This is a genomic window from Tessaracoccus sp. SD287 (genome assembly GCF_017355265.1).
Classification (GTDB): domain Bacteria; phylum Actinomycetota; class Actinomycetes; order Propionibacteriales; family Propionibacteriaceae; genus Aestuariimicrobium.
Genome location: NZ_JADIJQ010000009.1, coordinates 68568 through 94050, shown reverse-complemented (window position 1 = coordinate 94050; position 25483 = coordinate 68568). Strand labels below are relative to the sequence as shown.

The following is a 25483-nucleotide window of genomic DNA, read 5'->3' as shown; positions in this document are numbered from 1 at the left end:
ACGCGGACGGCGGGGGTGCCGCGGCCACGAACGACTAATCTTGGTCCGTGCCCCTGCTTGACCTGCCCCTGATCCATGCCGGCAAGGTGCGTGAGCTCTACGAGCTTCCCGCCGACCCTGACACCGGTGCCGAGCGCATGCTCATGGTCGCCACCGACGCCGTCTCGGCCTACGACTTCGTGCTGAGCCCCGGCATTGACGACAAGGGCGCGATCCTGACCCAGCTGTCGCAATGGTGGTTCGACCAGCTCGTCGACGTCGTGCCCCACCACGTCCTGTCCACCGAGCTGCCCGACGGCATCCCGTCCTCGCTGACAGGCCGCGCGGTCGTGGTGGAGAAGCTGGCCATGGTGCCGGTCGAGTGCGTCGCCCGCGGCTACCTGACCGGGTCGGGCTGGGCCGAATACCAGCAGACCCGTACCGTCTGCGGCATCCCGCTGCCCGACGGACTGGTCGATGGCGACCGACTGCCCGAGCCCATCTTCACCCCCGCCACCAAGGCCGCGCAGGGGGAGCACGACGAGAACATCAGCTACGAGCAGATGCTGCAGACCACCGGGGTCGAGCTCGGCGAGCAATTGCGTGACCTGACGCTGGCGATTTATCGCCGCGCCGAGCAGGTGGCCCGTGAGCGCGGCATCATCCTGGCCGACACCAAGGTCGAGTTCGGACGCCGCCCCGACGGCACCATCGTGCTGGCCGACGAGGTGCTCACCCCCGACTCGTCGCGTTTCTGGGACGCCGCGACCTGGCAACCCGGGCAGCGGCTGGACAGTTTCGACAAGCAGTTCCTGCGCGACTGGCTGGTCCGCGAATCGGGTTGGGACAAGGACTCCGACGTGCCGCCGCCGCCGCTGCCGGGCCACGTCGTGGCAGCCACCCGCGACCGCTACCTGGACGCCTACGCCCGACTGGTCGGCGAACCGTTCACCGCCACGCAGCACACCGATAGGATCACCCCCATGGCCACCCCCCAGCACCGTGTCGTCGTCGATGTCATGCCCAAGCCCGAGATCCTCGACCCCCAGGGCAAGGCCGTCACCAGCGCCCTGGCCCGGTTGGGGTTCGAGGGCCTGACCGTCCGCCAGGGCAAGCGGTTCGAGGTGCAGGTCGACGGCGAGGTCACCGAGCAGGTGCTCGCCCAGGTCGCTGAGGCGGCCGAGAAGTTGTTGGCGAACACCGTCATCGAGCAGTTCGTCGTCCGCGTCGAGGAGCAGCAGCAGTGACCCGCGTCGGTGTGGTCACCTTCCCCGGCTCGCTGGACGACCACGACGCCCTGCGCGCCGTGCAGCTGTCAGGCGCCGAGGCGGTGCCGTTGTGGCACGCCTCCGACGACCTGGGCGGGGTCGACGCCGTCATCCTGCCCGGTGGGTTCTCCTACGGCGACTACCTGCGCTGCGGAGCGATCAGCCGGTTCAGTCCCGTCATGGACTCGGTCATCGACGCCGCCCACCGCGGCATGCCGGTGCTGGGCATCTGCAACGGCTTCCAAGTGCTGTGCGAGTCGCACCTGCTGCCCGGCGCCATGATCCGCAACGCGTCCCAGCAGTTCATCTGCCGTGACCAGCGCCTGCGGGTCGAATCGATCGACACCACCTGGACATGCGACTTCGAGCAGGACCAGGAGATCACCATCGTCCTGAAGAACGGTGAGGGCAACTACGTGGCCGACCCCGAGACCCTCAAGCGTCTGGAGGACAACAACCAGGTCGTCTTCCGCTACCTCGGCAACCCCAACGGGTCGGCCAACGACATCGCCGGCATCACCAATGAGCGGGGCAATGTCGTCGGCCTGATGCCCCACCCCGAGCACAACGTCGAAGAACTGACCAGCCCCAGCGTGGACGGGCTGGCGTTCTTCAGCTCGGTGCAGCACTTCCTGGCACGGGTCTGAAAGGTCACGAATAGGTAACAGAACCCCGGTAGGGGTGGTGTGCAAACGTTTGCATGCAAGGGTCTGGCCGCATCCGGGTCAGCGTGGCCCGGGCCACGGCTGCAACGCAGCAGCACAACCCCTGGGAGGTTCGCGATGGGTGTTCTCGACTGGATCGTCATCGTCCTGTACTTCTTCGTCATGGTCGGCATCGGGTTCTATGCCAAGTCCAAGATCAAGGATGCCGCCGACTTCTTCGTGGCCGGCGGCAAGATTCCGTGGTGGCTGACCGGCATCTCGCACCACATGTCCGGGTACTCGGCCGCCGTCTTCGTCGGCTACGCCGCCCTGGCTTACACCGTCGGGTTCGCCGTCTACGTCTGGTGGGCGCTGAGCATCACCATCGCCTGCGCCATCGGCATGTTCCTGTTTGCCCCCCGCTGGCCGCGGCTGCGGCAGCGGCTGGGCATCATCTCGCCGCTGGAATACGTCGCCAAGCGCTTCAACGTCGCCACCGAACAGGTGCTGGCATGGTCCGGCGCCCTGCTGAAGGTCTTCGACGTGGCCGCCAAGTGGAGTGCCTCGGCCATCCTGCTGCAGGTCTTCGCGGGCGTCCCGATCGGGTGGGGCATCCTGCTGGTCGGTGGCGTCACCATGGTGTACTCGACCATCGGCGGGGTCTGGGCCGACGTGCTGACCGACTTCGGCCAGTTCGTCATCCAGTTGGTGGCCGCCGTGGCGCTGGCCATCGCCGTGATGGGCAGGCTCGACGGCTTCTCGACCATCTGGACGATGTGGGACAAGTTGCCCGAGGGGCATTCCGACCCGTTCGCCGGCACCCTCACCGTCCCCTTCTTCCTGGCCTACGTCATCATCGCCACCCTGTCCTACAACGGCGGCACCTGGAACCTGGCGATGCGCATGATCGCCACCCCCAACGGCAAGGAGGCGAAGCGCTCGATGCTCTTCTCCGGCGCCCTGTACCTGTTCTGGCCGCTGGTGCTGTTCTTCCCGATGTGGGCGGCCCCGCTGATCGTTCCGGACCTGGCCAACCCCAGCCAGTCCTACGCGCTGATGACCCAGAACCTGCTGCCCGCCGGTCTGATCGGCCTGGTGCTGGCCGGCATGTTCAGCCACACCATGGCGATGACCTCCTCGGACTCCAACGCCATCGCCTCGGTCGTGGTGCGCGACATCATCCCCGTGTTCCGCAAGGGTCGCGGCTTCCTGCCCGAGAAGACCGAACTGTGGATGGGTCGTTTCGTGACCTTCCTGTTCATTGCCGGGTCAATGGCCATCGCCCTGACCAGCGACTCCTTCGGCGGCGTGCTGGGCCTGCTCATCCTCTGGTTCGGGGCACTGGTCGGCCCGGTGGCCGTGCCGATGCTGCTGGGCATGCTGTCGCCGTTCCGTCGCTCCGGGCCGTCGGCTGCGCTCATCTCGACCGCCCTGGGCCTGATCATGTTCAGCCTCAACCGGTGGGTGTGGTCCGACTGGGTCAAGGGACTGGGCGACACGGCGTCGGCCTGGACCGTCGCCACCCCGGTGCTGGCCTCCCTGGTCTCGTTCATCGTGATCGGCTTCATCAAGCCCGAGAACACCCCCGAGACCGACGCCCTGGTCGACTCGTTGAACACCGACATGACCGTCGAGGAGCGCGAGGCGCATGTCGTCGCATCCTGACCCGCGACGCTGGCAGGACCACCTGGAACAGGTGGTCCTGCCCTGGTGGGAGCAGGCCGTGCGCGCCGAGGGCGGCGTCCACACCTGCTACAGCAACGACGGGCGCCGCACCAGCACCGAGCTGTACACCTGGTCGCAGGGACGCTGGGCCTGGTTGGCCGCCGAACTGGCCGACGAGGCCCGCGCCGGGCGACTCGATCTCGACCCGGACGTCTGGGACCAGCGCTCGACCAGCACCGCCGCGTTGCTGATCGAGCGGGCCGTGCTGGACGACGCCACCACCAGCTTCCGGCTCTCGGACGCCGGCGACCCGATCGCCAGCGGACCGGACGGCGAGCTGTCCACCAGCGTCTTCGCCGACCTGTTCGTCGTGCTCGGCATCGCCGGCGCGCTGCGGGTGATGGACGCTGACGACGACCGTCGTGACGCCTGGCACCGGCAGGCCGTCCGGGTGCTGCTGGCCGCTGACGGCGCCATCGCCGCCCGCACCGCCCCCAGCGAGCCCTACCCGGTCCCTGCGGGCTACGCCGACCTGGCCGGCCCGATGACCCTGGTGCACGTTGCCTCCGAACTGCTGCGTGCCCACGACAGCGCGGCCGTCCGCGGGGTCCGTGACCGGGCGCGTGAGCGACTGCTCGGCAGGGACGGATTCCTGGCGCCCGACCAGCAGACCTGGTGGGAGTTCCAGCCGCTCACCGCGGCCGCCACCGACACCATGCTGGCCAGCCACCGCACCCCCGGGCACCTGCTGGAACTGCTGTGGATGCTCGTGCACAGCGCCGACCAGCAGGCCGACCGTCTCGAGGTGGGCGGCGACCTGGACCCGGCCACCCTGACCGGTCTGGCGCTGGCGGCGTGCCAGGTCGGCTGGGACGAAACCTACGGCGGGATCCTGCGCTACGTCGAGCGCCACGGCGGCCAACCCGTGGGTCCCACCGTCGCCGAGACCGCCTCACCCTACGAGACACTGGTGGCCTCGACCTGGGACACCAAACTGTGGTGGGTGCATGCCGAGGCCATGTACGCCACCCACCTGTTGGCCCAGCGCACCGGCGACCCCCGCCTGGCCGAGTGGGCGCAGGTCATCGAGGACTACACCATGACCACCTTCCCCGACCCCGGCGGTCGGGAGTGGTTGCAGATCCGTCGCCGCGACGGGTCACCCCTGGACGAGGTGGTCGCACTGCCCGTCAAGGACCCCTTCCACATCATCCGCACACTGCTGCTGCTCAACCGACTGCACGCCACCACCGAACCGGCAAGGAGCCCCCACCCATGACGCTGTACGACTTGCACCTGCACCGCTGCGCCGACCGCGCCGACCTGGGTGATCACGCGGGTCGCCGGGCAGCCGACCTGCTGGGTGAGGCCCTGGCCGAACGCGGCAGCGCCCGCGTCATGCTGGCCGCGGCACCGTCCCAGCAGGCGACCCTGACGGTGCTGGCCGCGTCCGGACTGGACTTCAGCCGCGTCGAGTTCTTCCACATGGACGACTACCTGGGCCTGTCGCCCGACGCCCCCCAGGGCTTCGGCAACTGGCTGCAGACCCACTTCATCGACCTGCTCGACGCCCCCGGCACCTTTCACCGGATGGAGGTCCAGGGCGGTGACCACCAGGCCGCGGCCCAGCGCTACGACGACCTGATGGGCACCGAACCCTTCGACGTCACCCTGTGCGGGCTGGGCGTCAACGGCCACCTCGCCTTCAACGACCCGCCCGCCCGATTCGACGACCCCAGCGGGGCACGAGTGGTCGAACTCGACCAGGTCTCACGCCAGCAGCAGGTCGACGAGGGGCACTTCCCCGACCTCGACGCCGTCCCGAGCCACGCGGTCACCGTCACCATTCCCCGGCTGCTCAACGCCCGCCACGTCATCTGCTCGGTGCCCGGCGCCGAGAAGCGTGACGCCGTGACCCAGACCGTGGTCGGCGCCCTCGACCCGATGCACCCGGGCACGGCGCTCAAGACGCACCCCGACGTGCACCTGTTCGTCGACGCCGAGTCCGCACCGGAGACCGACGATGAGTGAGGACCCGAGCCAGGTTTCGAGCATTGGCGCCAACTACTTCGAGGCCGTCACCACCCTGATGGCCGGCATCCGCGACAGCCAGGGCCAGGCCGTGCTGGCGGCCGCCCGATTGATGGCCGAGCAGATCAGGCAGGACCGGCTGGTGCACGTCTACGGACCCGGCGGCCACTCCAACCTGGCCAGTCAGGAGATCTTCTTCCGCGCCGGTGGGCTGATGCACGTCTCGGCCATCCTGGACGAGGGCACCCTGCTGTCCGGTGGCGCGCTGCGATCGATGGCCATCGAACGCACCCCCGGCTACGGACGCATCGTCATCGACAATGCCGGGGTCGGGGCCGGCGACCTGCTGGTGCTGGTCAACGCCTACGGCATCAACGCCGCCCTGGTCGATGCCGCGCTGCGGGCCCGGGAACTTGGCGCCACCCTGGTCGGCGTCTCCTCGCGCCAGCACGCCGAGGACACCGCACCGGAGCATCCGGCGCGCCATCCCAGCAGGGCCAACCTGCACGACCTGGTCGACGTGCACATCGACACCCGGGTGCCGATCGGCGACGCCGTGGTCCAGGTGCCCGGAGCAGTGGAGAAGTCGGGGGCCACCTCGACCTTCGCCAACGCCTTCGCGCTGAACTGGCTGGTGTTGCAGACCCTGGAATTGCTCGCCGCGGACGACGTGGAGGTGCCGATGTGGCGCTCGGGCAACGCGCCCGGTGGTGACGAGGCCAATGCTCGCTTCATTGACCGCTTCCGGGGGCGGGTGAAGTGGCTGTGACCGTGGTCGAGGGGCGCGACCCCAGCACCGGGGACGTCCTGCGGGTCCACGTGGCCGGCGACCTGGTCGAACGCATCGAACGCCCCGGACGCAGCCACGCCGACCTGCCCTGGCTGGTGCCCGGACTGGTCGACCTGCAGGTCAACGGCTTCGCCGGGCTGGACGTCAACGCCGAGCAGCCCAGCGCCGACCACCTCCATCGGATCACCGCGGCCCTGCGTGAGCGGGGGGTGACCACCTGGGTGCCGACGGTCATCACCGGATCGGAGGACCAGATCACGGCCCGGCTGTCGGCGATCGCCGAGGCCCGCCGCGACCCCGACACCGCAGCCGCGATCCCGTTCGCCCACGTCGAGGGACCCTTCATCTCCGACCAGGACGGCCCGCGCGGCGTCCACGACCGCGCCCACATTCGCCCGATCGACGCCGCCGAGGTGCAGCGGTGGGCACAGCACGGCCCCGTCGGCTACCTCACCGTCTCTCCCCACACTGCCTCGGCGAGCGACCAGGTGGCGGCCATCGTCCGCGGCGGGATCGCTGTCGCACTCGGCCACACCCACGCCACCACCCAGCAACTGCAGGGCGCCGTCGACGCCGGCGCCACCCTGTCGACCCACCTGGGCAATGGCATCTTCGCCACCCTGGCCCGGCACCCCAACCCGATCTGGACCCAACTCGCCGACGACCGGCTGACCTGCGGACTGATCGGCGACGGCCACCACCTGCCCGCCGAAACCTTCACCGCCATGGTGCGGGCGCTGGGTCCGGGGCGCGCCTTCCTGGTCTCCGACGCCGTCGAACTGGCCGGCTCGGCCCCCGGCCGGTACCGGACACCGGTCGGCGGTGAGGTCGAACTGAGCCCCGACGGGCGGCTGTCCTACGTCGGCACTGACCTGCTGGCCGGTGCGGCCGTGAGCCTGGCGGACTGCGTGGTCTGGGCGCTGGCCAACACCCCGTTCTCGCTGGCCGAGGTGATCGACCTGGCCGCCACCACCCCGGGCCGGGTCGTGGCCGACCTGACTGGCGGCACCATCCGTCCGGGACGGTTGCAGCCCGGCGGACGCGCCGACCTGTGCCTGCTGGACGACCGCGGCGCCGTCGTCGACGTGGTCGCCGGCGGACGCCGCGCCCCATGACCTGGCAGCCGAGGGTCGGCGCCGCCACCGCCGAGGTGCTGGTGCCGGTGGGCACCCCCCTGGCCGGTTTCGCCGCCCGCACCACACCGGCCACCGGCACCCACGACCCTATGACGGTGCGCGCGCTGGTCGTCGACCGCACCGCCCTGGTGTCGATCGACTGCTGCGTCCTGCACGAGGACACCTGCGCCGAGATCCGGGCGCGGGCACTGGCCGCCGCACCCCTGGACGAGGTGGTGGTGGCGGCCACCCACACCCACGCCGGGCCGTGCATCGGACTGGACCGGGTGGGCGGCGACGTGCCCTCACTGCGCCGAGCCGCGATGGCGGCCGCGGTCGGGGCACTGTCCCGGGCAGCCGCGGCAGCGGTCGCCTGCACCACCGGCCACGCCGAGGTGCGCGGCCTGGGAATCGCCAGGAACCGGCGCCACCTCGAGTCGGTCATCGACCCGCCGCTGCACGTGGTCGCCTTCGACGACGCCGACGGCCATCGGGTGGCGACCATGCTCAGCTACCCGTGCCATCCGGTGGTGCTGGACGGGTCGAACACGCTGGTCAGCGCCGACTACATCGGCCCGCTGCGCGACCTGGTCGAGGCCCGCCACGGTGGCACCTGCGTGTTCCTGACCGGCGCCGCCGGCGACGTGAACACCGGACACAGCGCCGAAGCCTCCTACACCGTCGCCGGGGCCGGTCAGCGCACCTTCGCCGAGGCGGCACGGGTCGGGGGACTGCTGGCTGACGCCGCCATCGCCGCCGACCTGGCGCCGGTGACTGGCGCCGGACCGGCCAGCGTCCGCAGCGCCGGTGTGCACCTGGCCCTTGACCCCCTTGACCGTGACCTGGTCGCCCGGCAGGCCGCCGAATGGCGCCACGAAGTCGCCCACGACTCCCCGCGGGCCGCGCTGCTGCAGGCCTGGCTCGCCTGGGCCGAGAACCTTCCCGCCGACCCCGCCACCAGCTGGGCAGGGCGCACGTGCACGGTGTCCTGGGGGAGTCTGTCGCTGGTCACCCTGCCCGGTGAACCCTTCCTGGCCGCCGCCGAGACCCTGTCCGCCCGACACGACGGGCCAGTGCTGGTGCTGGGCTACTGCGACGGGGTGCCCGGCTACCTGCCGTCGGCCCACGAGTACCCCCTGGGTGGCTACGAGGTCGTCGACGCGCACCGCTACTACGGGATGCCGGCCGGGTTCAGCAGGGGTTCGCTGGAAGCTCTGGTGGACGTGGCCGCTGGCCTGCTGGACCCCTGAGCCCCCTACCGGGCTGCCACCGGGGGCGGTAGCGTGGGCGGGACACGCAAGGATGCGTGCACGACAGTGCCGCCCGTCGACGGCGCTCCTGACAACGATGAGGTAGTCATGGCTCAAGTCAAGAAAATCATGAACGCTCCCGAGGACCTGGTGGACGAAACCCTGGACGGGCTGGTGGCCATCTCGCGTGGCCTGCTGGCCCGCGACCCGGGTTCACGGGTGGTCCGCAGTACCCGGATCGAGCAGGGCAAGGTGGGCCTGGTGGTGGGCGGCGGGTCGGGCCACGAGCCCATGTACGGCGCCTTCGTCGGCCCGGGCCTGGCCAACGCCAGCGTCTCGGGCAACATCTTCGCCGCACCCGCACCCCAGCACGTCCAGGAGGCCATCGAGGCGGCCGACGCCGGTGCCGGTGTCCTGGTCGTCTACGGCAACTACGCCGGGGACATCCTGAACTTCGACCTGGGCGCCGAGGACGCCGCCGACAACGGCGTGGTCTCCAAGACCGTCCTGGTGCGTGACGACGTGGCCACCGAGGACCGTGAGGGACGCCGCGGCATCGGTGGCGCCTTCTACGTCGTCAAGGCCGCCGGCGCCGCGTGCGCCAAGGGTCTGTCGCTGGAGGAGGCCGCCGCGGTCACCGAACGCGTCGAGTTCAACACCCGCACCATTGGCATCGCGCTGCGCGCCGGTGTGCTGCCCGACACTGGCAAGCGGACCTTCGAACTGGGCGACGACGAGATCGAGATCGGCCTGGGTGTCCACGGTGAGGTCGGGGTCGAGCGCACCAAGCTGGTGCCCGCCGACGAGATCGCCGAGAAGATGCTGAACCGCATTCTGGTCGACCTGCCCTTCGAGTCCGGTGACCGGGTCGCGGTGCTGCTGAACAACCTGGGCGCCACCACCCAGATGGAACTGCTCATCGTCTACCGCAGGCTCGCCCAGCTGCTGGAGGAGAAGGGCATCACCGTCGAGCGCACCGACATCGGCGCACCCTTCACCTCCCAGGACATGGCCGGTTTCTCGCTGACCCTGCTGAAGCTGACCGACGAGATCGTCGAACTGCTCGACGCGCCGTGCGAGTCGGTCCCCTTCACCCAGGCCTGAGCCATGGCATCAACACTGGATGCAGAACAGGTCCGCACGATCCTGCTGGCGGCCTGCCAGGCCATCATCGACGCCAAGGAGGAACTGGGCGAGGCGGACCGGGCCATTGGCGACGGCGACCACGGGCAGGGCATGTCGAACGGTTTCGGGGCCGGCATGACTGCCCTCGAGACGGCCGAGTTGCCGAGCGTGGGTGCCGCCTTCAAGACCGTGGGCAGCGCGGTGCTGGCCACCAGTGGTGGTGCCTCGGGTGTCATCTTCGGCACCATGTTCCGGGCCCCGGCCAAGGTGCTGACCGGCGACGTCCTGGATGCCGAGGGCTACGCGGCCGCCCTGGCGGCCGCCGCCGAGCAGATCGGGACCCGCGGCAAGGCCAAGGTGGGTGACAAGACGATGCTGGATGCCCTGGTGCCGGCCGCCGAGGCCGCCCGGGCCGCGGCCGGCGATGGTCTGGCTGCTGCTGCCCGTGCGGCAGCAGAGGCCGCCGAGAAGGGATCGGAGTCGACGATCGACATGGTCGCCGCCTTCGGTCGGGCGAAGTCGCTGGGGGAGCGGGCCCGGGGTCACCGTGACCCCGGCTCCATGTCGGTGGTCATCCTGCTGCAGACAATCGCCGACGGCATCGAGCGGGCCTAGGCCGGCAGCGGCGTCCGGGGTGTGACCAGCACCTTCAGGTTGTCCCCGGACGTCGCGGCTGCGAAGGCCTGGTCGGCCTGCTCCAACGGGAAGCGCGCCGAGATCAGCGGCGCGAACACCTCGGGCACCTCGGTCAGCAGGTCCAGGGCCTCGCGGCAGTCGGCGTTGGTGTTCGCCGTCGAGCCGGTGAGCACCAGCTCGCCGTAATGCACCAGGTTGGCGTCCAGCCCCACCACCCCCTGGCCGGTGGGCAACCCCGCGAAGAAGTTGATCCGGCCACCCTTCGCGGCCGAACGGACCGCGTCGGCGAAGACCTGGGCCACGGGGGTGGCCACGACGATGGCGTCGGCCCCGGCGCCGTCGGTGAGGTCCCTCACCTGGTGCGCCAGGTCACCCTCGCGCGGGTCAAGGGTGGCATCGGCCCCCAGGTGTTCGGCGATGCCTCTGCGGTGCGGCGAGGTCTGGCTGACGATCACCCTGCCGACGCCGCGGTGCCGGGCGACCAGCAGCGCAATCAGCCCGATGGGGCCGGCACCGCAGACCAGCAGGGTGTCATCGCTGCCCAGGGTCAGGGGGCGCAGCCCACGCACCACCGCGGCGATCGGCTCGACCAGGGACGCCACGGCCATGTCCAGGCCGTCGGGCACGACCATGACATTGCCGGCGGCCACGCCCGCGGCCGGGATGAGTACCTGCTCGGCAAAGCCGCCGTCGAAGGTGAGCCCCACCGACTGGTAGTTCTCGCAGAGGTTGCCGAGTCCGCGACGGCACGGCCGACACCTGGTGCAGGCAATGTTGGGGGCAATGGCCACCCGGGTGCCCGGGGCGAACAGGTCCTGTCCGCTGCGGTTCTGGGTGATGACCCCGACCGCCTCGTGTCCCGGGATCCGCACCGTTCCGGCGGGGTACAGGCGGTGCTGGCCGCGGGCGATCTTCAGGTCGGTGCCGCAGATGCCCGAGGCCGCCACCTGGACCACCACCTCGCCCGCGGCCGCCACCGGGTCGGCGCGTTCGACCAGGCGCAGCACGCCGTCGCTCTGGTACTCGTAGGCCAACATCAGCGCTTCCCCGCGTCCACGTCGCTGCGGTCATCTGGGTGAGCCGGGGGGCCCTCGAGGCTCTCCCCTTCGGTGAGTCGCAGGTTCCTGCCCTGCTCGACGTCCTCCTGGAACTTCTTGGCCTTTTTGTCGCTTGCCTTGGTGTCACGGGCGGGCAGCTGCAGTTCCTGCTCGGCCTTGATCCCACCTTGCAGTTGTCGGGCGCGTTCGAGTTCGCTGTCCACCTCGGCGCCGAAGAGCAGGATGGCGTTGATGATGTACATCCACAGCAGCAGGACGATGACGCCGGCCAGCGCCCCGTAGGTGGCGTCGTAGTTGCCGAAGTTCGACACGTAGAAGAAGAAGCCCAGGGAGGCCAGCACCGAGACCACGATGGCGATGAACGCGCCCAGGCTGACCCAGCGGAACGTGGGCTGCTTCACATTGGGGGTCGCGTAGTAGAGGAGTGCCACGACCACCACCACGATCAGGCCCAGCAGGAACCACTTCGCGATGCCCCAGACGGCGATGGCGACCGACCCCAGCCCGATCGCCCGGCCCACCGCTTCGGCGACGGGGCCCGACAGGACGACGATCATGATGGCTGCGGCACCGAACACCAGGATGAGCGCGGTCAGCCCCACCATCTGGGCGGTCAGCTTGACCAGGCCGCGACCCTCGGGGACGTCATAGATCGTGTTCATGGCCCGTCCGAAGGCCTTGACGTAGCCCGACGCCGCCCACATGGCCGCCGCGAGTCCCACGACGAGCCCAATCCCGGGAGCGGGCGTGGTCAACAGGGATTCCAGGACCGGGCTGATGGTGTCCCAGGTGGTGGCCGGGACGATGCCGCGGACCTGGTCCAGGACGGTCTGCAGGGTCTGGCCGCTCTGGCCGAAGATGCTGAGGATGGACACCAGGGCAATGAGGGTGGGGAACAGGGACAGCACGCTGCGGTAGGTCAGCCCCGCCGCCAGGTCCGTGCAGCCGTCCGCCGAGAACTGCCGCAGCGTCGTCCGCAGCGCGTAGCGCCACGACGGGCCCGTGATGTCGCTGGGGGAATCCGGCTTGCGCTCGTCCTCGGGGTCGGGGGCAGCCGAGGGGTCTTCCTTGTGGTGGCGTGGATCGGTGGACACGAGGGCACCTCCGGTGTGGATGGGCACGGGCGGCCGACTCTACGCCGCGTCCAAGGGTGCCGGATGGACTTGTGGCGGGGCACAGCCGACGACCCGCCCTTTTGCGCCGCCAGACCCCGGCGGCGCGGTACAGTCCGGGCATGCCCACTCCGCCCTGCCCGACGGGCAGTTGAGACATGGCAGGACGAGCCTCGCTGGTCGACGTCGCCCGCTACCTCGGCGTGGCCCCGTCCACCGTCTCGCGGGCCTTCAACCATCCCCAGCGGCTGCTGCCCGACACCGTCCAGCGCGTCAAGGACGCTGCCGAGGAACTCGGCTACATCCCCAACCGACACGCCCAGGCCCTGACCACCGGACGCACCGGGGCCATCGGACTGGTGCTGCCCGACATCATCAACCCGTTCTTCCCGAAACTGGTGCGCGCCGCCCAGCGCGCGGCCCAGGACCACGACCTGAGCATGTTCGTCGCCGAGACCCACTCCGACCCTGCCCAGGAGCGCCGCCAGATCGCCACCATGACCCCGCAGACCGAGGGCCTGGTGATTGCCTCCAGCCGGTTGACCGCCGACGAGATCCGCCACGTCGCCCATAACGGACGGGTGGTGCTGGTCAACACCGACACCGACGGGGTCGACCGGGTGCTGACCAGTTCGGCCCGGGCGCTGCGCCAGGGACTGGAGCACCTGGCCGCGTGCGGCACCCAACGGGTCTGCTACGTGGGCGGTCCGCGCCGGTCCTGGGCCCAGTCCGAACGCCGGGGCACCGTCGAACGGGTCTGCGCAGAACTGGGCATGCAGGCCAGCTTCCTGCACGGTGATTCCGGCACCTATGCGGAGGCACGCGAACTGGCCGCCGGTGTGGCCGCCACCGGCGCCGACGCCGTGGTGGCCTTCGACGACATCATCGCCCACGGGGTGCTCGACGGACTGCTGCTGCTCGGCATCCGGGTGCCGAGTGACGTCAGCCTGCTCGGCTGCGACGACGCGCTGCCGATCCAGACCCATCCTCGGTTGTCCACCATCTCGTTGCGGATCAGTGAGGCGATCTCGCGGGCAGTGCAGGTGCTGCTCGACCGGGACGACCGCCCCGCGCCGCAGCGCATCGTGGTCGAGGGCGATCTGGTGCTGCGGCAGACCACCCCACCGCTGCCCGGGTGAGCCCGTCGGTCATAGGGTGGCACCCATGACGGCCAACCTGACCCGCGAGACGGCGCGCCACCGCAGCCAGACGATCGGCCTGGAGACCATCGAGGTATGGCTCGACATCACCGACGCCGTCGACCCCGACCAGCAGCTGTTCGGCAGCCGCTCGACGCTGCGCTTCACCTCGAGTGTCGAGACGATCGGCATTGACTTCCTCGACGGGGACGTCGACCGGGTCACCGTCAACGGCCAGACCCAGGCCGTGGGCTACGACGGCGCCACCGTCACCGTCAGCGGGCTGCGTACCGACGGCCAGCCCAACGAGGTCACCGTCGAGGGACGCGCCCGCTACTCCCGCTCGGGCCAGGGCCTGCACCGGTTCACCGACCCGGCTGACGGGCAGACGTTCTGCTACACCCAGTACGAGCCCACCGACTCCCGTCGGGTCTACGCCCAGTTCGACCAGCCCGACCTGAAGGCCCGGCACACCTTCCACGTCGCCGCCCCCGAGGGCTGGACGGTGCTGTCCAACCAGCCGGCGACCGTCACCGGCACCCACCATGACTTCGCCGAGACGCCGCCGCTGTCGACCTACATCACCGTCATTGTCGCCGGCCCCTACCACGGGGTCACCGACACCTGGACCAGCGCCGACGGGTCGCGGAGCATCCCGCTCGGCGTGTGGTGCCGCGCCTCGCGGGCCGAGACCCTCGACGCCGACGAACTGTTCCGGGTCACCAAGGCAGGCCTGGACTTCTTCGACGAGAACTTCGCCTACCCCTACCCGTGGGGGAAGTACGACCAGGTCTTCGTCCCCGAGTACAACCTCGGCGCCATGGAGAACCCGGGCTGCGTGACCTTCACAGAGCAGTACCTGTTCCGGTCGGCGGCGACCCGCGCCCAGTACGCCGGTCGCTCCAACACCATCCAGCACGAGATGTCGCACATGTGGTTCGGCGGCCTGGTCACCCCGCGCTGGTGGGACGAGTTGTGGTTGAAGGAGTCCTTCGCCGAGTTCATGGGCAGCCACGCCAATGTCGAGGCGGCCGGCTTCCCCGAGGCCTGGGTCGGGTTCGCGGGGCGACGCAAGGCGTGGGCCTACGCCCAGGACGAACTGCCCACCACCCATCCGATTGCCGCCGACATCCCCGACATCGAGGCCGCCAAGCAGAACTTCGACGGGATCACCTACGCCAAGGGCGCCTCGGTGCTCAAGCAATTGGTGCACCACGTCGGCGTCGAGGCCTTCTTCGAGGGCTCCCGACAGTACTTCCGCACCCACGCCTTCGGGTCGACCCAGTTCGCCGACCTGCTCGGCGCACTGGAGGCGGCCTCGGGACGCGACCTGTCCGCCTGGACCCACGCCTGGTTGGAGACCTCGGGACCCGACACCCTGACCGGTGTGCTGGAGGTCGACGAGAAGGGCACCATCACCCGGGCCGCGGTCGAGCAGCATTCGGTCGACGCCCTCACCGGCGAGCCCGTCGGGCGCCCGCACACCCTGGCGGTGGGCCTCTACGACCTCACTGGTGACCTGCTGACGCTGCGTCAGCAGATCACCAGCGACCTGACCGGCGCCGGCGCCGACCTCGACCTGGCCGGGCAGCTCGCACCCGACCTGCTGCTGGTCAACGACGCCGACTGGACCTACGCCAAGGTCGTCCTGGACCCCCGCTCGCTGGCCACCACCCTGGCGCACCTGTCCGGGCTGGCCGACCCGCTGGCCCGGGCGCTGCTGTGGAGCCAGCTGTGGATGATGGTCCGCGACGCCCGGCTGCGGGTCGAGGACTACGTCGCAGCCGTCCAACGCCACGCCCCCGCCGAGACCGACGCCGCCACCCTGACCACCCTGCTGGGCAATGCGCACGCCGCCATCGAGGCCTACCTGCCCGAGTCTGCTCGTCCCGCCGTCCGGCAGCGGCAGCTGGCTGCCCTGGACCGCCTGCTCGCCGAAGCCGACGCCGGCTCCGACGCGCAACTCCTCCTGGCCCGGGCCGTGGCCCAGCAGGCGGCCGTCGTCCCCGACTCCCACGACCTGGTCGACCGGTTGACGAACACCCCGCCCGCAGGACTCGAGATCGGGCCCGACCTGCGCTGGTCGGTGGTGCGTGCCGGTGCCGCGACCGGCGCGCTGGACGCCGATGACCTGCAGGCCGCGCTCGCCGCCGACGACACCATGGACGGGCGACTGGAACTGCTGTCGGCCCGGGCCGCACTGCCCGACGCGTCCCTGAAACCACAGCTGCTGGACGAGGCGCTGACCCCGGGCGGCTACTCCAACGCCCAGGTCGACGCCGTCCTGGTGGGTCTGGTCCTGCCCCTGTCGCGCCACCTGCTGGCCGACCAGGACGCCCGGTACTTCGAGCGTCTGCCCGGCCTGTGGCGCGACCACTCCATCGAGATGGCCCAGCGACTGGTCACCGGTCTCTACCCCGAGCCCAGCGCGTCCGTGGTGGCCGCCGCCCAGGCCTGGCTCGAGGGCCACCCCGACGCCCCGACGGCGCTGCGCCGGCTGGTCGTCGAGCAGACCGACCGTGCCGAACGCGCGCTGCGCGCCCAGGCCGCGAACGGCTGAGCGATGGACGCCGCGGACCTGGTGCGTGAGTGGCTGGACGATGCCCGCGGCGTGCCGGTCGGCGGTGGCCCCCAGCAGCTGGCCCGCTTGTTGCGGGACCCGGCCGGGCTGGACTTCGCCGTCGGGTTCGTCGACGGGGTGGTCCGGCCGGAGGATCCGCACGTCGCCGCCGCCACCCTGCGGGCGCTCGCCGGTGACGTCCCGCGCTCCATCCCGCCCCATCTGCGGGCGGGGCTGCGGCTGGCGGCCTTCGGGTCCGGCATCGCCCCGGGGGTGGTGACGCCCATCGTCGGCCGGGCGCTGCGGTCACTGGTCGGCCATCTGGTCGTCGACGCCAGCGACCGGGCACTGGGCCGCAACCTCGCCCGGCTCCGTCGCCCCGGCACCAGGCTCAACATCAACCTGCTGGGTGAGGCGGTGCTGGGCCGCGCCGAGGCCAACCGGAGGCTGGCCGACCTGATCGCCCTGGTGGGCCGCGACGACGTCGACTACGTCTCGGTCAAGGTGTCGGCGGTGATCGGACCGCATTCCCCGTGGGCCTTCGACCAGACCGTCGCGCAGACCATCAGCCGGCTGGTGCCGCTGTACCGGGCGGCGCAGAGTACCGGCACGTTCCTCAACCTGGACATGGAGGAGTACCGCGACCTGGCACTGACCATGGCCGTGTTCACGGGACTGCTGGACGCGCCCGAGTTCGCCGCCATGGACGCCGGCATCGTGCTGCAGGCCTACCTGCCCGATGCGCTGGCAGCCATGCAGTCGCTGCAGCGGTGGGCCGCCGCGCGGCGGGCGCGGGGAGGGGCTGCCGTCAAGGTGCGGCTGGTCAAGGGCGCGAACCTGCCAATGGAGTCGGTCGAGGCCGAACTGCGCGGCTGGCCGCCGGCCACCTGGCCGACCAAGCAGCAGACCGACACCAACTACAAACGTGTCCTGGACTGGGCGCTGAGACCCGAACGTGCCGACGCCATCCGCCTGGGGGTGGCGGGGCACAACCTGTTCGACATTGCCTGGGCCTGGCAGCTGGCCGAACAGCGGGGCGTCGCTGAGGCGGTCGACGTCGAGATGCTGTTGGGCATGGCGCCGGCCCAGGCCGAGGCGGTGCGCCGCACCGTCGGCTCGCTGGTGCTGTACACCCCGGTCGTGCACCCGGCCCACTTCGACGTGGCTATCGCCTACCTGATCCGGCGTCTGGAGGAGGGTGCGGCGCCGCAGAACTTCATGTCGGCCCTGTTCGACCTGGCCGACGACCCGGCCATGTTCGACCGCGAGGCCGCCCGCTTCCACGCGTCGCTGGAGGCACTGGACGAGGCGGTGCCGCGGCCCCGCAGAACCCAGGACCGGAGGGTGGAGCATGCCGGGACGCTGGCCCCGCCGGTCCCCGGGGCCTTCGTGAACACCGCCGACACCGACCCGGCGCTGCCCGCCAACCTGGCCTGGGCAGCCGAACTGCTCGACCGGGTCGCCCCGGGCGGCGAGGTGGCGCCGCTGGACTGGCCGCGCGTCTCCGATGCGGACGCCCTGGAGCAGGTGCTGGCCACCGCCACCGCGGCCGCGCCCGGATGGCAGCAGCGGGGGGCCGCCGGTCGCGCCCGGGTGCTGCGTGCGGCCGCGACCGAACTGCAGCGCCGGCGGGCCGACCTGCTCGTGGTGATGGCCGGTGAATGCGGCAAGACCATCGCCGAGGCCGACCCCGAGGTCAGCGAGGCCGTCGACTTCGCCGCCTACTACGCCGACCGTGCCGAGGACCTCGAGCGCATCGACGGCGCCGTGCAGCGGCCGCCGCACCTGGTCGTGGTCACCCCGCCCTGGAACTTCCCGGTGGCGATCCCGGCCGGGTCAACACTGGCGGCGCTGGCCGCCGGTGCCGCGGTGGTGCTGAAGCCTGCACCCCAGGCCGAGCGCTGCGGGCTGGCAGTGGCCGAGGCGCTGTGGGCCGCAGGTGTTCCCCGGCAGGTGCTGCAGGTCGCCCTCACCGACGAGGGGGAGGTGGGCCGGGCGCTGGTCACCGACCCGCGCGTCGACCGGGTGATCCTCACCGGGGCCTACGAGACCGCCGAGATGTTCGCCGGCTGGCGCCCGGAAGTGGGATTGCTGGCCGAGACCAGCGGCAAGAACGCCATCATCGTGACGCCCAGCGCCGACATTGACCTGGCCGTCCGGGACGTGGTGGCCTCGGCCTTCGGGCACGCCGGGCAGAAGTGCTCGGCAGCCTCCCTGGTCATCCTGGTCGGCGCGGTGGGACGCTCCCGACGCTTCCGTTCCCAGCTCGTCGACGCCGTCGAGTCGCTGCGGGTCGGCTGGCCCGAGGACCCCGGCACCCAGATGGGACCCCTGATCGGCCCGGCCCAGGGCAAACTCCTCGACGCTCTGACCCGCCTCGAACCCGGACAGCAGTGGTGGGTCGAGCCCCGTCGGCTCGATCGGTCCGGACGGCTGTGGAGCCCCGGGGTGCGCGGCGGGGTGCGTCCGGGTGACCAGTTCCACCTAGTCGAGTACTTCGGCCCGGTGCTCGGGGTGATGGTGGCCGATGACCTGGACCAGGCCATCGCCTGGCAGAACCAGCCCCAGTACGGACTGACCGCCGGGCTGCACAGCCTCGACCGTGACGAGGTCCGCCGGTGGGTCGACCAGGTCCAGGCCGGCAACCTGTACGTCAACCGGGGCATCACCGGGGCCATCGTCGGGCGCCAACCCTTTGGCGGCTGGAAGCGGTCGGCGGTGGGGGCCGGCGCCAAGGCCGGGGGACCGAACTACCTGATCGCGCTCAGCGACTGGACCAGCGCCCCCGCCGCCGATGGGCCTGCCGCCGATGGGCCTGCCGGCAGCGACGAACACCTGTCACCCGAGGCTGGGGCGCTGCTCGCGGCGGCCCGGACGGCCGGTCTGGGCGTCGGCGACCTGTCCTTCTTGGAGCGATCCCTGCACAGCGACGCCCTCGCCCGGGCCGAGTTCACCGGGTGGCACGACCCGAGCGGACTGCTGGCCGAGACGAACCTGCTGCGCTACCGCCCTGTCCAAACCTTGGTCAGGGTCGAGGCCGACGCGCGGGTCGTCGACCTGCTGCGGGTCGTGGGTGCAGCCCTGTCGGTGGGGGCCCGACCCGAGATCTCCTGCGCCACCGACCCGGGCAGCGGGGTCGTCACCGCGCTGGCCGGCCTCGGCCTGGTGGTCCGCGTCGGGGACGGCGACTGGCTGGACCGGCTGACGGCCCCGCGCATCCGCCTGCTGGGCACCGGCCGCGACGCCCTCGCCCGCGCACTGGGTGCACGCCGCGACGTCGCCCTCCATGCCCAGCCGGTGACCGAGTCGGGTCGGCTCGAACCCCTGGCCTTCGTCGCAGAGCAGGCCGTCAGCGTGACCAACCACCGCTTCGGCGTCGCCAACCAGATGGGTACCGCCGTGGGAACCGCGCAGCACGCGTGAGGTACTGAGCTGGGGAGCGAGGCATCCCCGGGGGCGAATCGGGTCCCGGACGCCACGATGTCAGCGAATGGTCAGACAACAACTGTGCAAAGTTTGCGCGTTGTGCGTGCTTAGTCAACCGGGGGTCTATAGCGTGCAGCGGGTGACGAGCACCGGAATCCCTGGCGTCGTGGTGGCCGATCCGTCGGTCGAACCACCCAAGCACAAACGCAAGACCTCATGGAAAGAGGTAGGGCTGGCAGCTGCGCTGATCCTGCCGAACCTGGTCCTGCTGGGCATCTTCACCTACCGGCCCCTGGTCGACAACATCCGGTTGTCCTTCTACCACTGGAACATCTCCTCGCCCCGCAAACGCTTCATCGGCTTCGACAACTACGTCGAGTGGTTCACCGCCCGCGACACCGGCACCATCGTGTGGAACACCGTGGTGTTCACCGTCGTCGCCGTCGCCGGGTCGATGGTCCTCGGCCTGGCCCTGGCCCTGCTGCTCGACCAGAAACTGCGGGGCCGCGGGTTCGTCCGCTCGCTGGTCTTCGCCCCCTACGTGATCAGCGGCGCCGCCATCGGGGTGGCCTTCCAGTTCGTCTTCGACCCGGGCTTCGGTCTGGTCCAGGACCTGTTGCGCCGCATGGGGGTGGACAGCCCGCAGTTCTACCAGGTGCCCGGGTGGGCGCTGTTCATGATCACCGCCACCTACGTCTGGAAGAACCTCGGCTACGTCTTCGTCATCTACCTGGCCGCACTCCAGGGCCGCCGCAAGGACCTGGACGAGGCCGCCGAGATCGACGGCACGTCTGCCTGGCGTCGGCTGTGGCGGGTGACCCTGCCCCAGCTGCGCTCGACCACCTTCTTCCTGCTGATCACGGTGCTGTTGAGCTCCTTCCAGGTCTTCGACATCATCAACGTGATGACCGGTGGCGGTCCGCTCGGCAACGGCACCACCACGATGATCTTCCAGATCTACCAGGAGACCTTCGTCAACAACCGGGCCGGCTACGGCGCCGCGGTGGCCACCATCATGTTCACCGTCGTGCTCATCATCACCGTGATCCAGGTGCGGATCCAGGACAAGGGAGCCCACTGATGACTGCACTGCCACCCGCCGAGGTGACCCTCGGCGGCGACGAGCTTGACGCCCCCACCGGACGCCGCCGCGACCCCGGCGAGTCCAGCACTGGCGCGAAGGTCGTCGGCTACGGCGCCATCGCGCTGACAGTGGCGCTGATCGCGGTGCCGCTGTACTTCATCGCCATCACCTCGTTCAAGCAGCACGGCGACATCTACTCCAACCCCATCTCGTGGTGGCCCAACCCGTGGGAGCCGGGCAACTACGCCTACGTGATGGACGCGATGAGCTTCGGCCAGTACCTGCGCAACTCGCTGATCATCACCAGCATCCTGACCGTGGTCGAGGTGACGCTGGGGGTGCTGAGCGCCTACGCGTTCGCCTTCCTCCGCTTCCCGGGACGCAACGCCCTGTTCATCCTGGTGATCGCGGCCCTGATGGTGCCCAACCAGATCACCATCATCAGCAACTACGCCCTGGTCGCCGGTCTGGGCTGGCGCAACACCTTCCAGGGCATCATCATCCCGCTGGCCGGTGTCGCCTTCGGCACGTTCCTGATGCGCAACCACTTCATGGGGCTTCCCAGCGAGATCATGGAGGCCGCCCGACTGGACGGCACCAGCTTCATTCGCACCCTGTTCCGGGTGGTGCTGCCGATGTCGTGGCCAACGGTCGTGGCCTTCGCGCTGATCACCATCGTGACCGAGTGGAACCAGTACCTGTGGCCCTTCCTGATCGCCAGTGACGCCTCGGTGGCGCCGCTGCCCATCGGCCTGACCCAGTTGCAGCAGAACGAGGGCCTGACCAACTGGGGTCCCGTCATGGCAGGCACCGTCCTGACCACCATCCCGATCCTGATCGTCTTCATCGTCCTCCAGAAGCAGATGATCAAGGGCCTCACCGCTGGGGCCGTCAAGGGCTGACCGCCCACCCGCTGTGTCCGGATGCCCGGACGACACACCGGCCCGGCTCGGGCCACGAAGAAAGGCAAGAAATGATCAATCGTCGCAAGGTGCTCGGCGCCGCTGGCGCAGGAGCCGCCGCCATGGCGCTCGGCGGCCTGGCCGGCTGTGGCAGTGACTCCGGCCAGGAGGGCAGCGGCACGATCCAGTTCTGGTCGAACCACCCCGGAACCTCCAAGGAGGTCGAGCAGAAGATCATCGACGCGTGGAATGCCGCCAACCCTGACACCCCGGCCAACCTGGTCGACGGTGGCGCCAACTACGAGGAACTCGGCCAGAAGTTCAACGCGGCCCTGGCCGGCGGCGACCTGCCCGACGTCATCGTCGCCTCCGACGTGACCTGGTTCAACTTCGCCCTCAACGAGGCCACCACCCCGCTGGACGACCTGTGGTCGTCCAACAGCATCGACGCCGGCACCTACGTCGACACCCTGCGCGAGGACTACGCCTTTGAGGGCAAGCACTACGGGATGCCCTACGCCCGCTCGACCACGCTCATGTACTTCAACAGCGAGGTGCTCGAGAAGGCCGGCTTCGACCCCGCCGCCGGTCCCAAGACCTGGGCTGAGTTCGCCGAGATGGCTCCCAAGCTCAAGACGGCCATGGGCGGCAAGCCGGCGCTGATCGTCCCCGACGGCACCAACTACCTGGACTGGTACTTCCAGGGCATGATCTGGACCTTTGGTGGCGCCTACTCCGAGGAGTGGGAACCGACCTTCACCAAGGCCGAGTCGATCGAGGCGGGCAAGTTCCTGCAGGAACAGTTCAACCTGGGCCACATCGGCATCACCAAGGACGCCTCGAACACCTTCGGCATCGGCGACGCCGCCGGCCTGCTGCAGTCGACCGGTGTGCTCGGCGGCCTGACCAAGAGCGCCAAGTTCAAGTTCGTCACCACCTACCTGCCCGGGCCCGCCCCCGGCGCAGCCACCGGCGGTGCCGGCTTGGCCATTCCCAACGGCATCTCCGACGAGCGCAAGACGAACGCCGTGAAGTTCATCGACTTCATGACCAACGTGGAGAACACGATCACCTTCACCCAGGCCACCGGCTACATGCCCGTGCGCAAGGAGGCCGTCAACGACCCGGCCGAGAAGGCGTTCCTGGAGAAGAACCCCAACGCGATGACCGCGATCAAGCAGCTCAACGAGAACACCGCGCCGCAGGACTTCGCCCGCGTCCTGGTGCCCGGTGGCGGCAACCGCATCGGTGCCGGGCTCGACCGCATCACCATCGGCAAGGAGGACGTGACCAAGGTGTTCGGCGAGCTCGCCGAAGAGACCACCAAGGTCTACGAGCGCGACATCAAGCCGCTGCTCTGAGCTGCCGCGTCCACTCTTTGTTGAATCCCTGAAAGGAACACCATGGCCAGTGTCGAGTTTCGCCAGGCATCGCGCATCTATGACGCGAGCCGTCCGCCGGCGGTCAACCGCATCAATCTCACCATCGAGGATGGGGAGTTCCTGGTGCTGGTCGGCCCCTCCGGGTGTGGCAAGTCCACCACCCTGCGGATGCTGGCCGGCCTCGAACCCGTCGATGAGGGCCAGATCTTCATTGACGGCGCCGACGTCAGCGAGGTGCCTGCGCGTCACCGCGACACGGCCATGGTGTTCCAGAGCTACGCCCTGTACCCGAACATGACGGCGCGCCAGAACATGGCCTTCGCCCTCGAGAACGTCAAGATGTCCAAGCCCGAGATCGCCCAGAAGGTGGCCCGCGCCGCCCGGATGCTCGAACTGGAGCCGCTGCTCGACATCAAGCCGGGCTCCATGTCGGGTGGCCAGCGCCAACGCGTCGCCATGGGTCGGGCCATCGTGCGCGACCCCAAGGTCTTCTGCATGGACGAGCCGCTGTCCAACCTGGACGCCAAGCTGCGGGTGGCGACCCGGGCGCAGATCTCGGCGCTGCAGCGGGAACTCGGCGTCACCACCGTCTACGTCACCCACGACCAGACCGAGGCCATGACCATGGGTGACCGGGTCTGCGTCCTCAAGGACGGCGTCGTGCAGCAGGTGGACGACCCCACCCACCTCTACGAGCACCCTGCCAACACCTTCGTGGCCGGCTTCATCGGCTCGCCGGCCATCAGTCTGATGGAGGGCGTCGCCATCGAGGACGGCCGCGCCGTGATGGGCGAGGGTCATACCGTCGACCTGGGCATCCTGCCCGAGCAGGCGGCCCGCGCCGAAGGTGGTCGGGTGATCGCCGGCATCCGTCCCGAGGCCTGGGAGATCGTCAGCGCCGAGGACCGCGTGGACACCGTGCCGCTCAAGGTGATGCTGGTCGAACACCTGGGTTCGGAGGCCTACCTGTACTGCGAGCCGCAGCTGACCCCCGAGAGCACGGTCTCGATTCGCGGCGGCCGGGTCGTCCTGCGCGCCGACAAGCGCCACAAGGTCGAGATCGGGGAGGTGCTGCGGGCTCGTCCCCGGCACGGCGAGTCGTACTTCTTCGACCCGGCCTCCGAGGTCAACCTGGAGTACCTGGTCTGAGGACGGCCCGGGCACGTGGGGGACGGTGGGGGACTGCTCAACCGGCAGCGGCCTCATCCAGCGCCGACACGTCCAGCAGCCGAATCCGTCGTCCGTCGACCTCGACCAGGTGGTCGGCCTCCAACCGGGCGAACGCCCGGCTCAAGGACTCCGGCGTGGTGCCCAGGTAGGACGCGACGTCGCGCTTGGCCATGGGCAGCACCACCACGAACTGGCCGGGCACGGTGGTGGGAAGGTTCACCAGGTAGTCGGCCAGCCGCGCCGTCACGTCGGTGGCGCTGACCGCCCGCAGCCGCTCCTCGGTCTCGGCCAGCAGGTGGCTCATCCGGCGCAGCAGTTGGACGGCGATCTCGGGGTGGGTCGCCGTGAGCCGGGCCAGGTCGCGATGGTCGAAGACGCAGGCCTCCAGCGCCTCCAGCGCCACCACGGTGTGGTCGGGCCGTGACCCGGTCAGGAAGGCATGCTCACCGACGACCCCGCCCGGACCCACGGTGCGCACCACCTGCTCCTGGCCGTCGGCCCGCAGGTGGATCAGTTTCGCCGAGCCCGTGTGCATCACGAACAGCTGCGCCACCGACTCGCCCTGGCGGTACAACACCTCGCCCTTGGCCAGCCGCCGCGGGGTGGCGAAACGGGCCACCTCGAGTTGGGCCCCGTCGTCCAGGGTCGCGAAGATGGGCACCCGGGTGACGCAGGAGTCAGGCACGGTCGACATGGGTCCATTCTGCCCCGGCAACGCCCCGAACACCCCCACCGGCTTGATCTGCGTCAATTCCCTGACCCGGCGATGACTAGGCCTTTCATTCCTTGACGTGGGTCAAGGCGCCCTGGTGGCAGTCCCCGTAGCTTCGTGTCATCGGCCCCGGCAACACGTGCTGGGACCACGACACGAGAGGCAACTCCCATGACTGCCACCACCACCCACACCGTCCTTCGCGCCCAGGGATTCTCCTGCCCCTCCTGCGTGGCCAAGATCGAAAAGCAGGTCGGCGCGCTGCCCGGCGTCTCCCGGGTCGAGGTCAAGTTCGCCAGTTCCAGGGTCGAGGTCGACCACGACGCAGCCGTCTCCAGCGTCGACGACCTGGTCGCCGCCGTTGCCAGGGCCGGGTACGCCTCCGCGCCGTCGGCCTTCTGACCCGCACCCATCCCTCACACGAGAACTGACACG

The 25483-nt window shown here is 70.0% G+C and carries 21 protein-coding genes; 18 read left to right on the top strand and 3 right to left on the bottom strand.

Features of this window, described 5'->3' with window-relative positions:
* Positions 1-47: 47 nt before the first annotated feature.
* The 10 genes from IPV09_RS05635 to dhaL all read left to right on the top strand — a co-directional run bounded on the left by IPV09_RS05635 (position 48) and on the right by dhaL (position 10482).
* Complete coding sequence (locus tag IPV09_RS05635) at positions 48-1226, top strand: phosphoribosylaminoimidazolesuccinocarboxamide synthase (RefSeq protein ID WP_207474252.1); 1179 nt, start codon at positions 48-50, stop codon at positions 1224-1226.
* Entirely contained in the window at positions 1223-1894 is a 672-nt protein-coding gene (gene purQ, locus IPV09_RS05630) for a phosphoribosylformylglycinamidine synthase subunit PurQ (RefSeq protein WP_207474251.1), read from the top strand. The genes IPV09_RS05635 and purQ overlap by 4 nt, the downstream gene beginning before the upstream one ends.
* A gap of 135 nt (positions 1895-2029) precedes the next feature.
* Positions 2030-3556, top strand: a complete 1527-nt coding sequence (locus tag IPV09_RS05625) for a sodium:solute symporter family protein (protein ID WP_207474250.1) — start codon at positions 2030-2032, stop codon at positions 3554-3556.
* Positions 3540-4835, top strand: coding sequence for an AGE family epimerase/isomerase (locus tag IPV09_RS05620; protein ID WP_207474249.1), 1296 nt, complete (start codon positions 3540-3542; stop codon positions 4833-4835). The genes IPV09_RS05625 and IPV09_RS05620 overlap by 17 nt, the downstream gene beginning before the upstream one ends.
* Positions 4832-5587 carry a 6-phosphogluconolactonase gene (locus tag IPV09_RS05615; RefSeq protein WP_207474248.1) on the top strand — a complete coding sequence of 252 codons (756 nt, stop codon included), beginning with the start codon at positions 4832-4834 and terminating at the stop codon, positions 5585-5587. Before IPV09_RS05620 ends, IPV09_RS05615 begins: the two co-directional genes overlap by 4 nt.
* Complete coding sequence (locus tag IPV09_RS05610) at positions 5580-6356, top strand: sugar isomerase domain-containing protein (protein WP_207474247.1); 777 nt, start codon at positions 5580-5582, stop codon at positions 6354-6356. The genes IPV09_RS05615 and IPV09_RS05610 overlap by 8 nt, the downstream gene beginning before the upstream one ends.
* Positions 6347-7492, top strand: a complete 1146-nt coding sequence (locus IPV09_RS05605) for an amidohydrolase family protein (protein ID WP_207474246.1) — start codon at positions 6347-6349, stop codon at positions 7490-7492. The genes IPV09_RS05610 and IPV09_RS05605 overlap by 10 nt, the downstream gene beginning before the upstream one ends.
* Entirely contained in the window at positions 7489-8742 is a 1254-nt protein-coding gene (locus tag IPV09_RS05600; RefSeq protein ID WP_207474245.1) for an alkaline ceramidase, read from the top strand. The genes IPV09_RS05605 and IPV09_RS05600 overlap by 4 nt, the downstream gene beginning before the upstream one ends.
* 129 nt (positions 8743-8871) lie before the next feature.
* A complete protein-coding gene (locus IPV09_RS05595; RefSeq protein WP_207474244.1) occupies positions 8872-9846 on the top strand; it encodes a dihydroxyacetone kinase subunit DhaK in 975 nt (324 codons plus the stop codon).
* A gap of 3 nt (positions 9847-9849) precedes the next feature.
* Positions 9850-10482 (top strand): dihydroxyacetone kinase subunit DhaL, encoded by a 633-nt coding sequence (gene dhaL / locus IPV09_RS05590; RefSeq protein ID WP_207474243.1) that lies wholly within the window; start codon positions 9850-9852, stop codon positions 10480-10482.
* On the opposite strand, the gene IPV09_RS05585 is transcribed toward dhaL, so the two are convergent.
* Positions 10479-11540, bottom strand: coding sequence for an alcohol dehydrogenase catalytic domain-containing protein (locus IPV09_RS05585; protein WP_207474242.1), 1062 nt, complete (start codon positions 11538-11540; stop codon positions 10479-10481). The two genes, dhaL and IPV09_RS05585, sit on opposite strands and share 4 nt — an antisense overlap.
* On the bottom strand, positions 11540-12655 hold the full coding sequence (locus IPV09_RS05580) for a YihY/virulence factor BrkB family protein (protein WP_207474241.1): 1116 nt from the start codon (positions 12653-12655) through the stop codon (positions 11540-11542). The genes IPV09_RS05585 and IPV09_RS05580 overlap by 1 nt, the downstream gene beginning before the upstream one ends.
* Before the next feature lie 176 nt (positions 12656-12831).
* Here IPV09_RS05580 and IPV09_RS05575 point away from each other — a divergent pair, with 176 nt between their 5' ends.
* The 7 genes from IPV09_RS05575 to IPV09_RS05545 all read left to right on the top strand — a co-directional run bounded on the left by IPV09_RS05575 (position 12832) and on the right by IPV09_RS05545 (position 24315).
* Positions 12832-13812, top strand: a complete 981-nt coding sequence (locus IPV09_RS05575) for a LacI family DNA-binding transcriptional regulator (protein ID WP_207474240.1) — start codon at positions 12832-12834, stop codon at positions 13810-13812.
* A gap of 25 nt (positions 13813-13837) precedes the next feature.
* The gene (gene pepN, locus IPV09_RS05570; protein WP_207474239.1) at positions 13838-16372 is read left to right on the top strand and encodes an aminopeptidase N; all 2535 of its coding nucleotides are present in this window, start codon (positions 13838-13840) and stop codon (positions 16370-16372) included.
* A gap of 3 nt (positions 16373-16375) precedes the next feature.
* A complete protein-coding gene (locus IPV09_RS05565; protein ID WP_207474238.1) occupies positions 16376-19795 on the top strand; it encodes a bifunctional proline dehydrogenase/L-glutamate gamma-semialdehyde dehydrogenase in 3420 nt (1139 codons plus the stop codon).
* Between the two features lie 142 nt (positions 19796-19937).
* Positions 19938-20879, top strand: coding sequence for a carbohydrate ABC transporter permease (locus tag IPV09_RS05560; protein WP_207474237.1), 942 nt, complete (start codon positions 19938-19940; stop codon positions 20877-20879).
* Positions 20879-21784, top strand: coding sequence for a carbohydrate ABC transporter permease (locus IPV09_RS05555; RefSeq protein ID WP_207474236.1), 906 nt, complete (start codon positions 20879-20881; stop codon positions 21782-21784). The genes IPV09_RS05560 and IPV09_RS05555 overlap by 1 nt, the downstream gene beginning before the upstream one ends.
* 71 nt (positions 21785-21855) lie before the next feature.
* Positions 21856-23145 carry an ABC transporter substrate-binding protein gene (locus IPV09_RS05550; RefSeq protein ID WP_207474235.1) on the top strand — a complete coding sequence of 430 codons (1290 nt, stop codon included), beginning with the start codon at positions 21856-21858 and terminating at the stop codon, positions 23143-23145.
* A gap of 42 nt (positions 23146-23187) precedes the next feature.
* Entirely contained in the window at positions 23188-24315 is a 1128-nt protein-coding gene (locus tag IPV09_RS05545; protein WP_207474234.1) for an ABC transporter ATP-binding protein, read from the top strand.
* A gap of 37 nt (positions 24316-24352) precedes the next feature.
* On the opposite strand, the gene IPV09_RS05540 is transcribed toward IPV09_RS05545, so the two are convergent.
* Positions 24353-25030, bottom strand: a complete 678-nt coding sequence (locus tag IPV09_RS05540) for a Crp/Fnr family transcriptional regulator (RefSeq protein ID WP_207474233.1) — start codon at positions 25028-25030, stop codon at positions 24353-24355.
* A 189-nt stretch (positions 25031-25219) separates the two neighbouring features.
* On the opposite strand from IPV09_RS05540, the gene IPV09_RS05535 reads away from it, so the two are divergent.
* On the top strand, positions 25220-25450 hold the full coding sequence (locus IPV09_RS05535) for a heavy-metal-associated domain-containing protein (RefSeq protein ID WP_207474232.1): 231 nt from the start codon (positions 25220-25222) through the stop codon (positions 25448-25450).
* Positions 25451-25483: the final 33 nt, after the last annotated feature.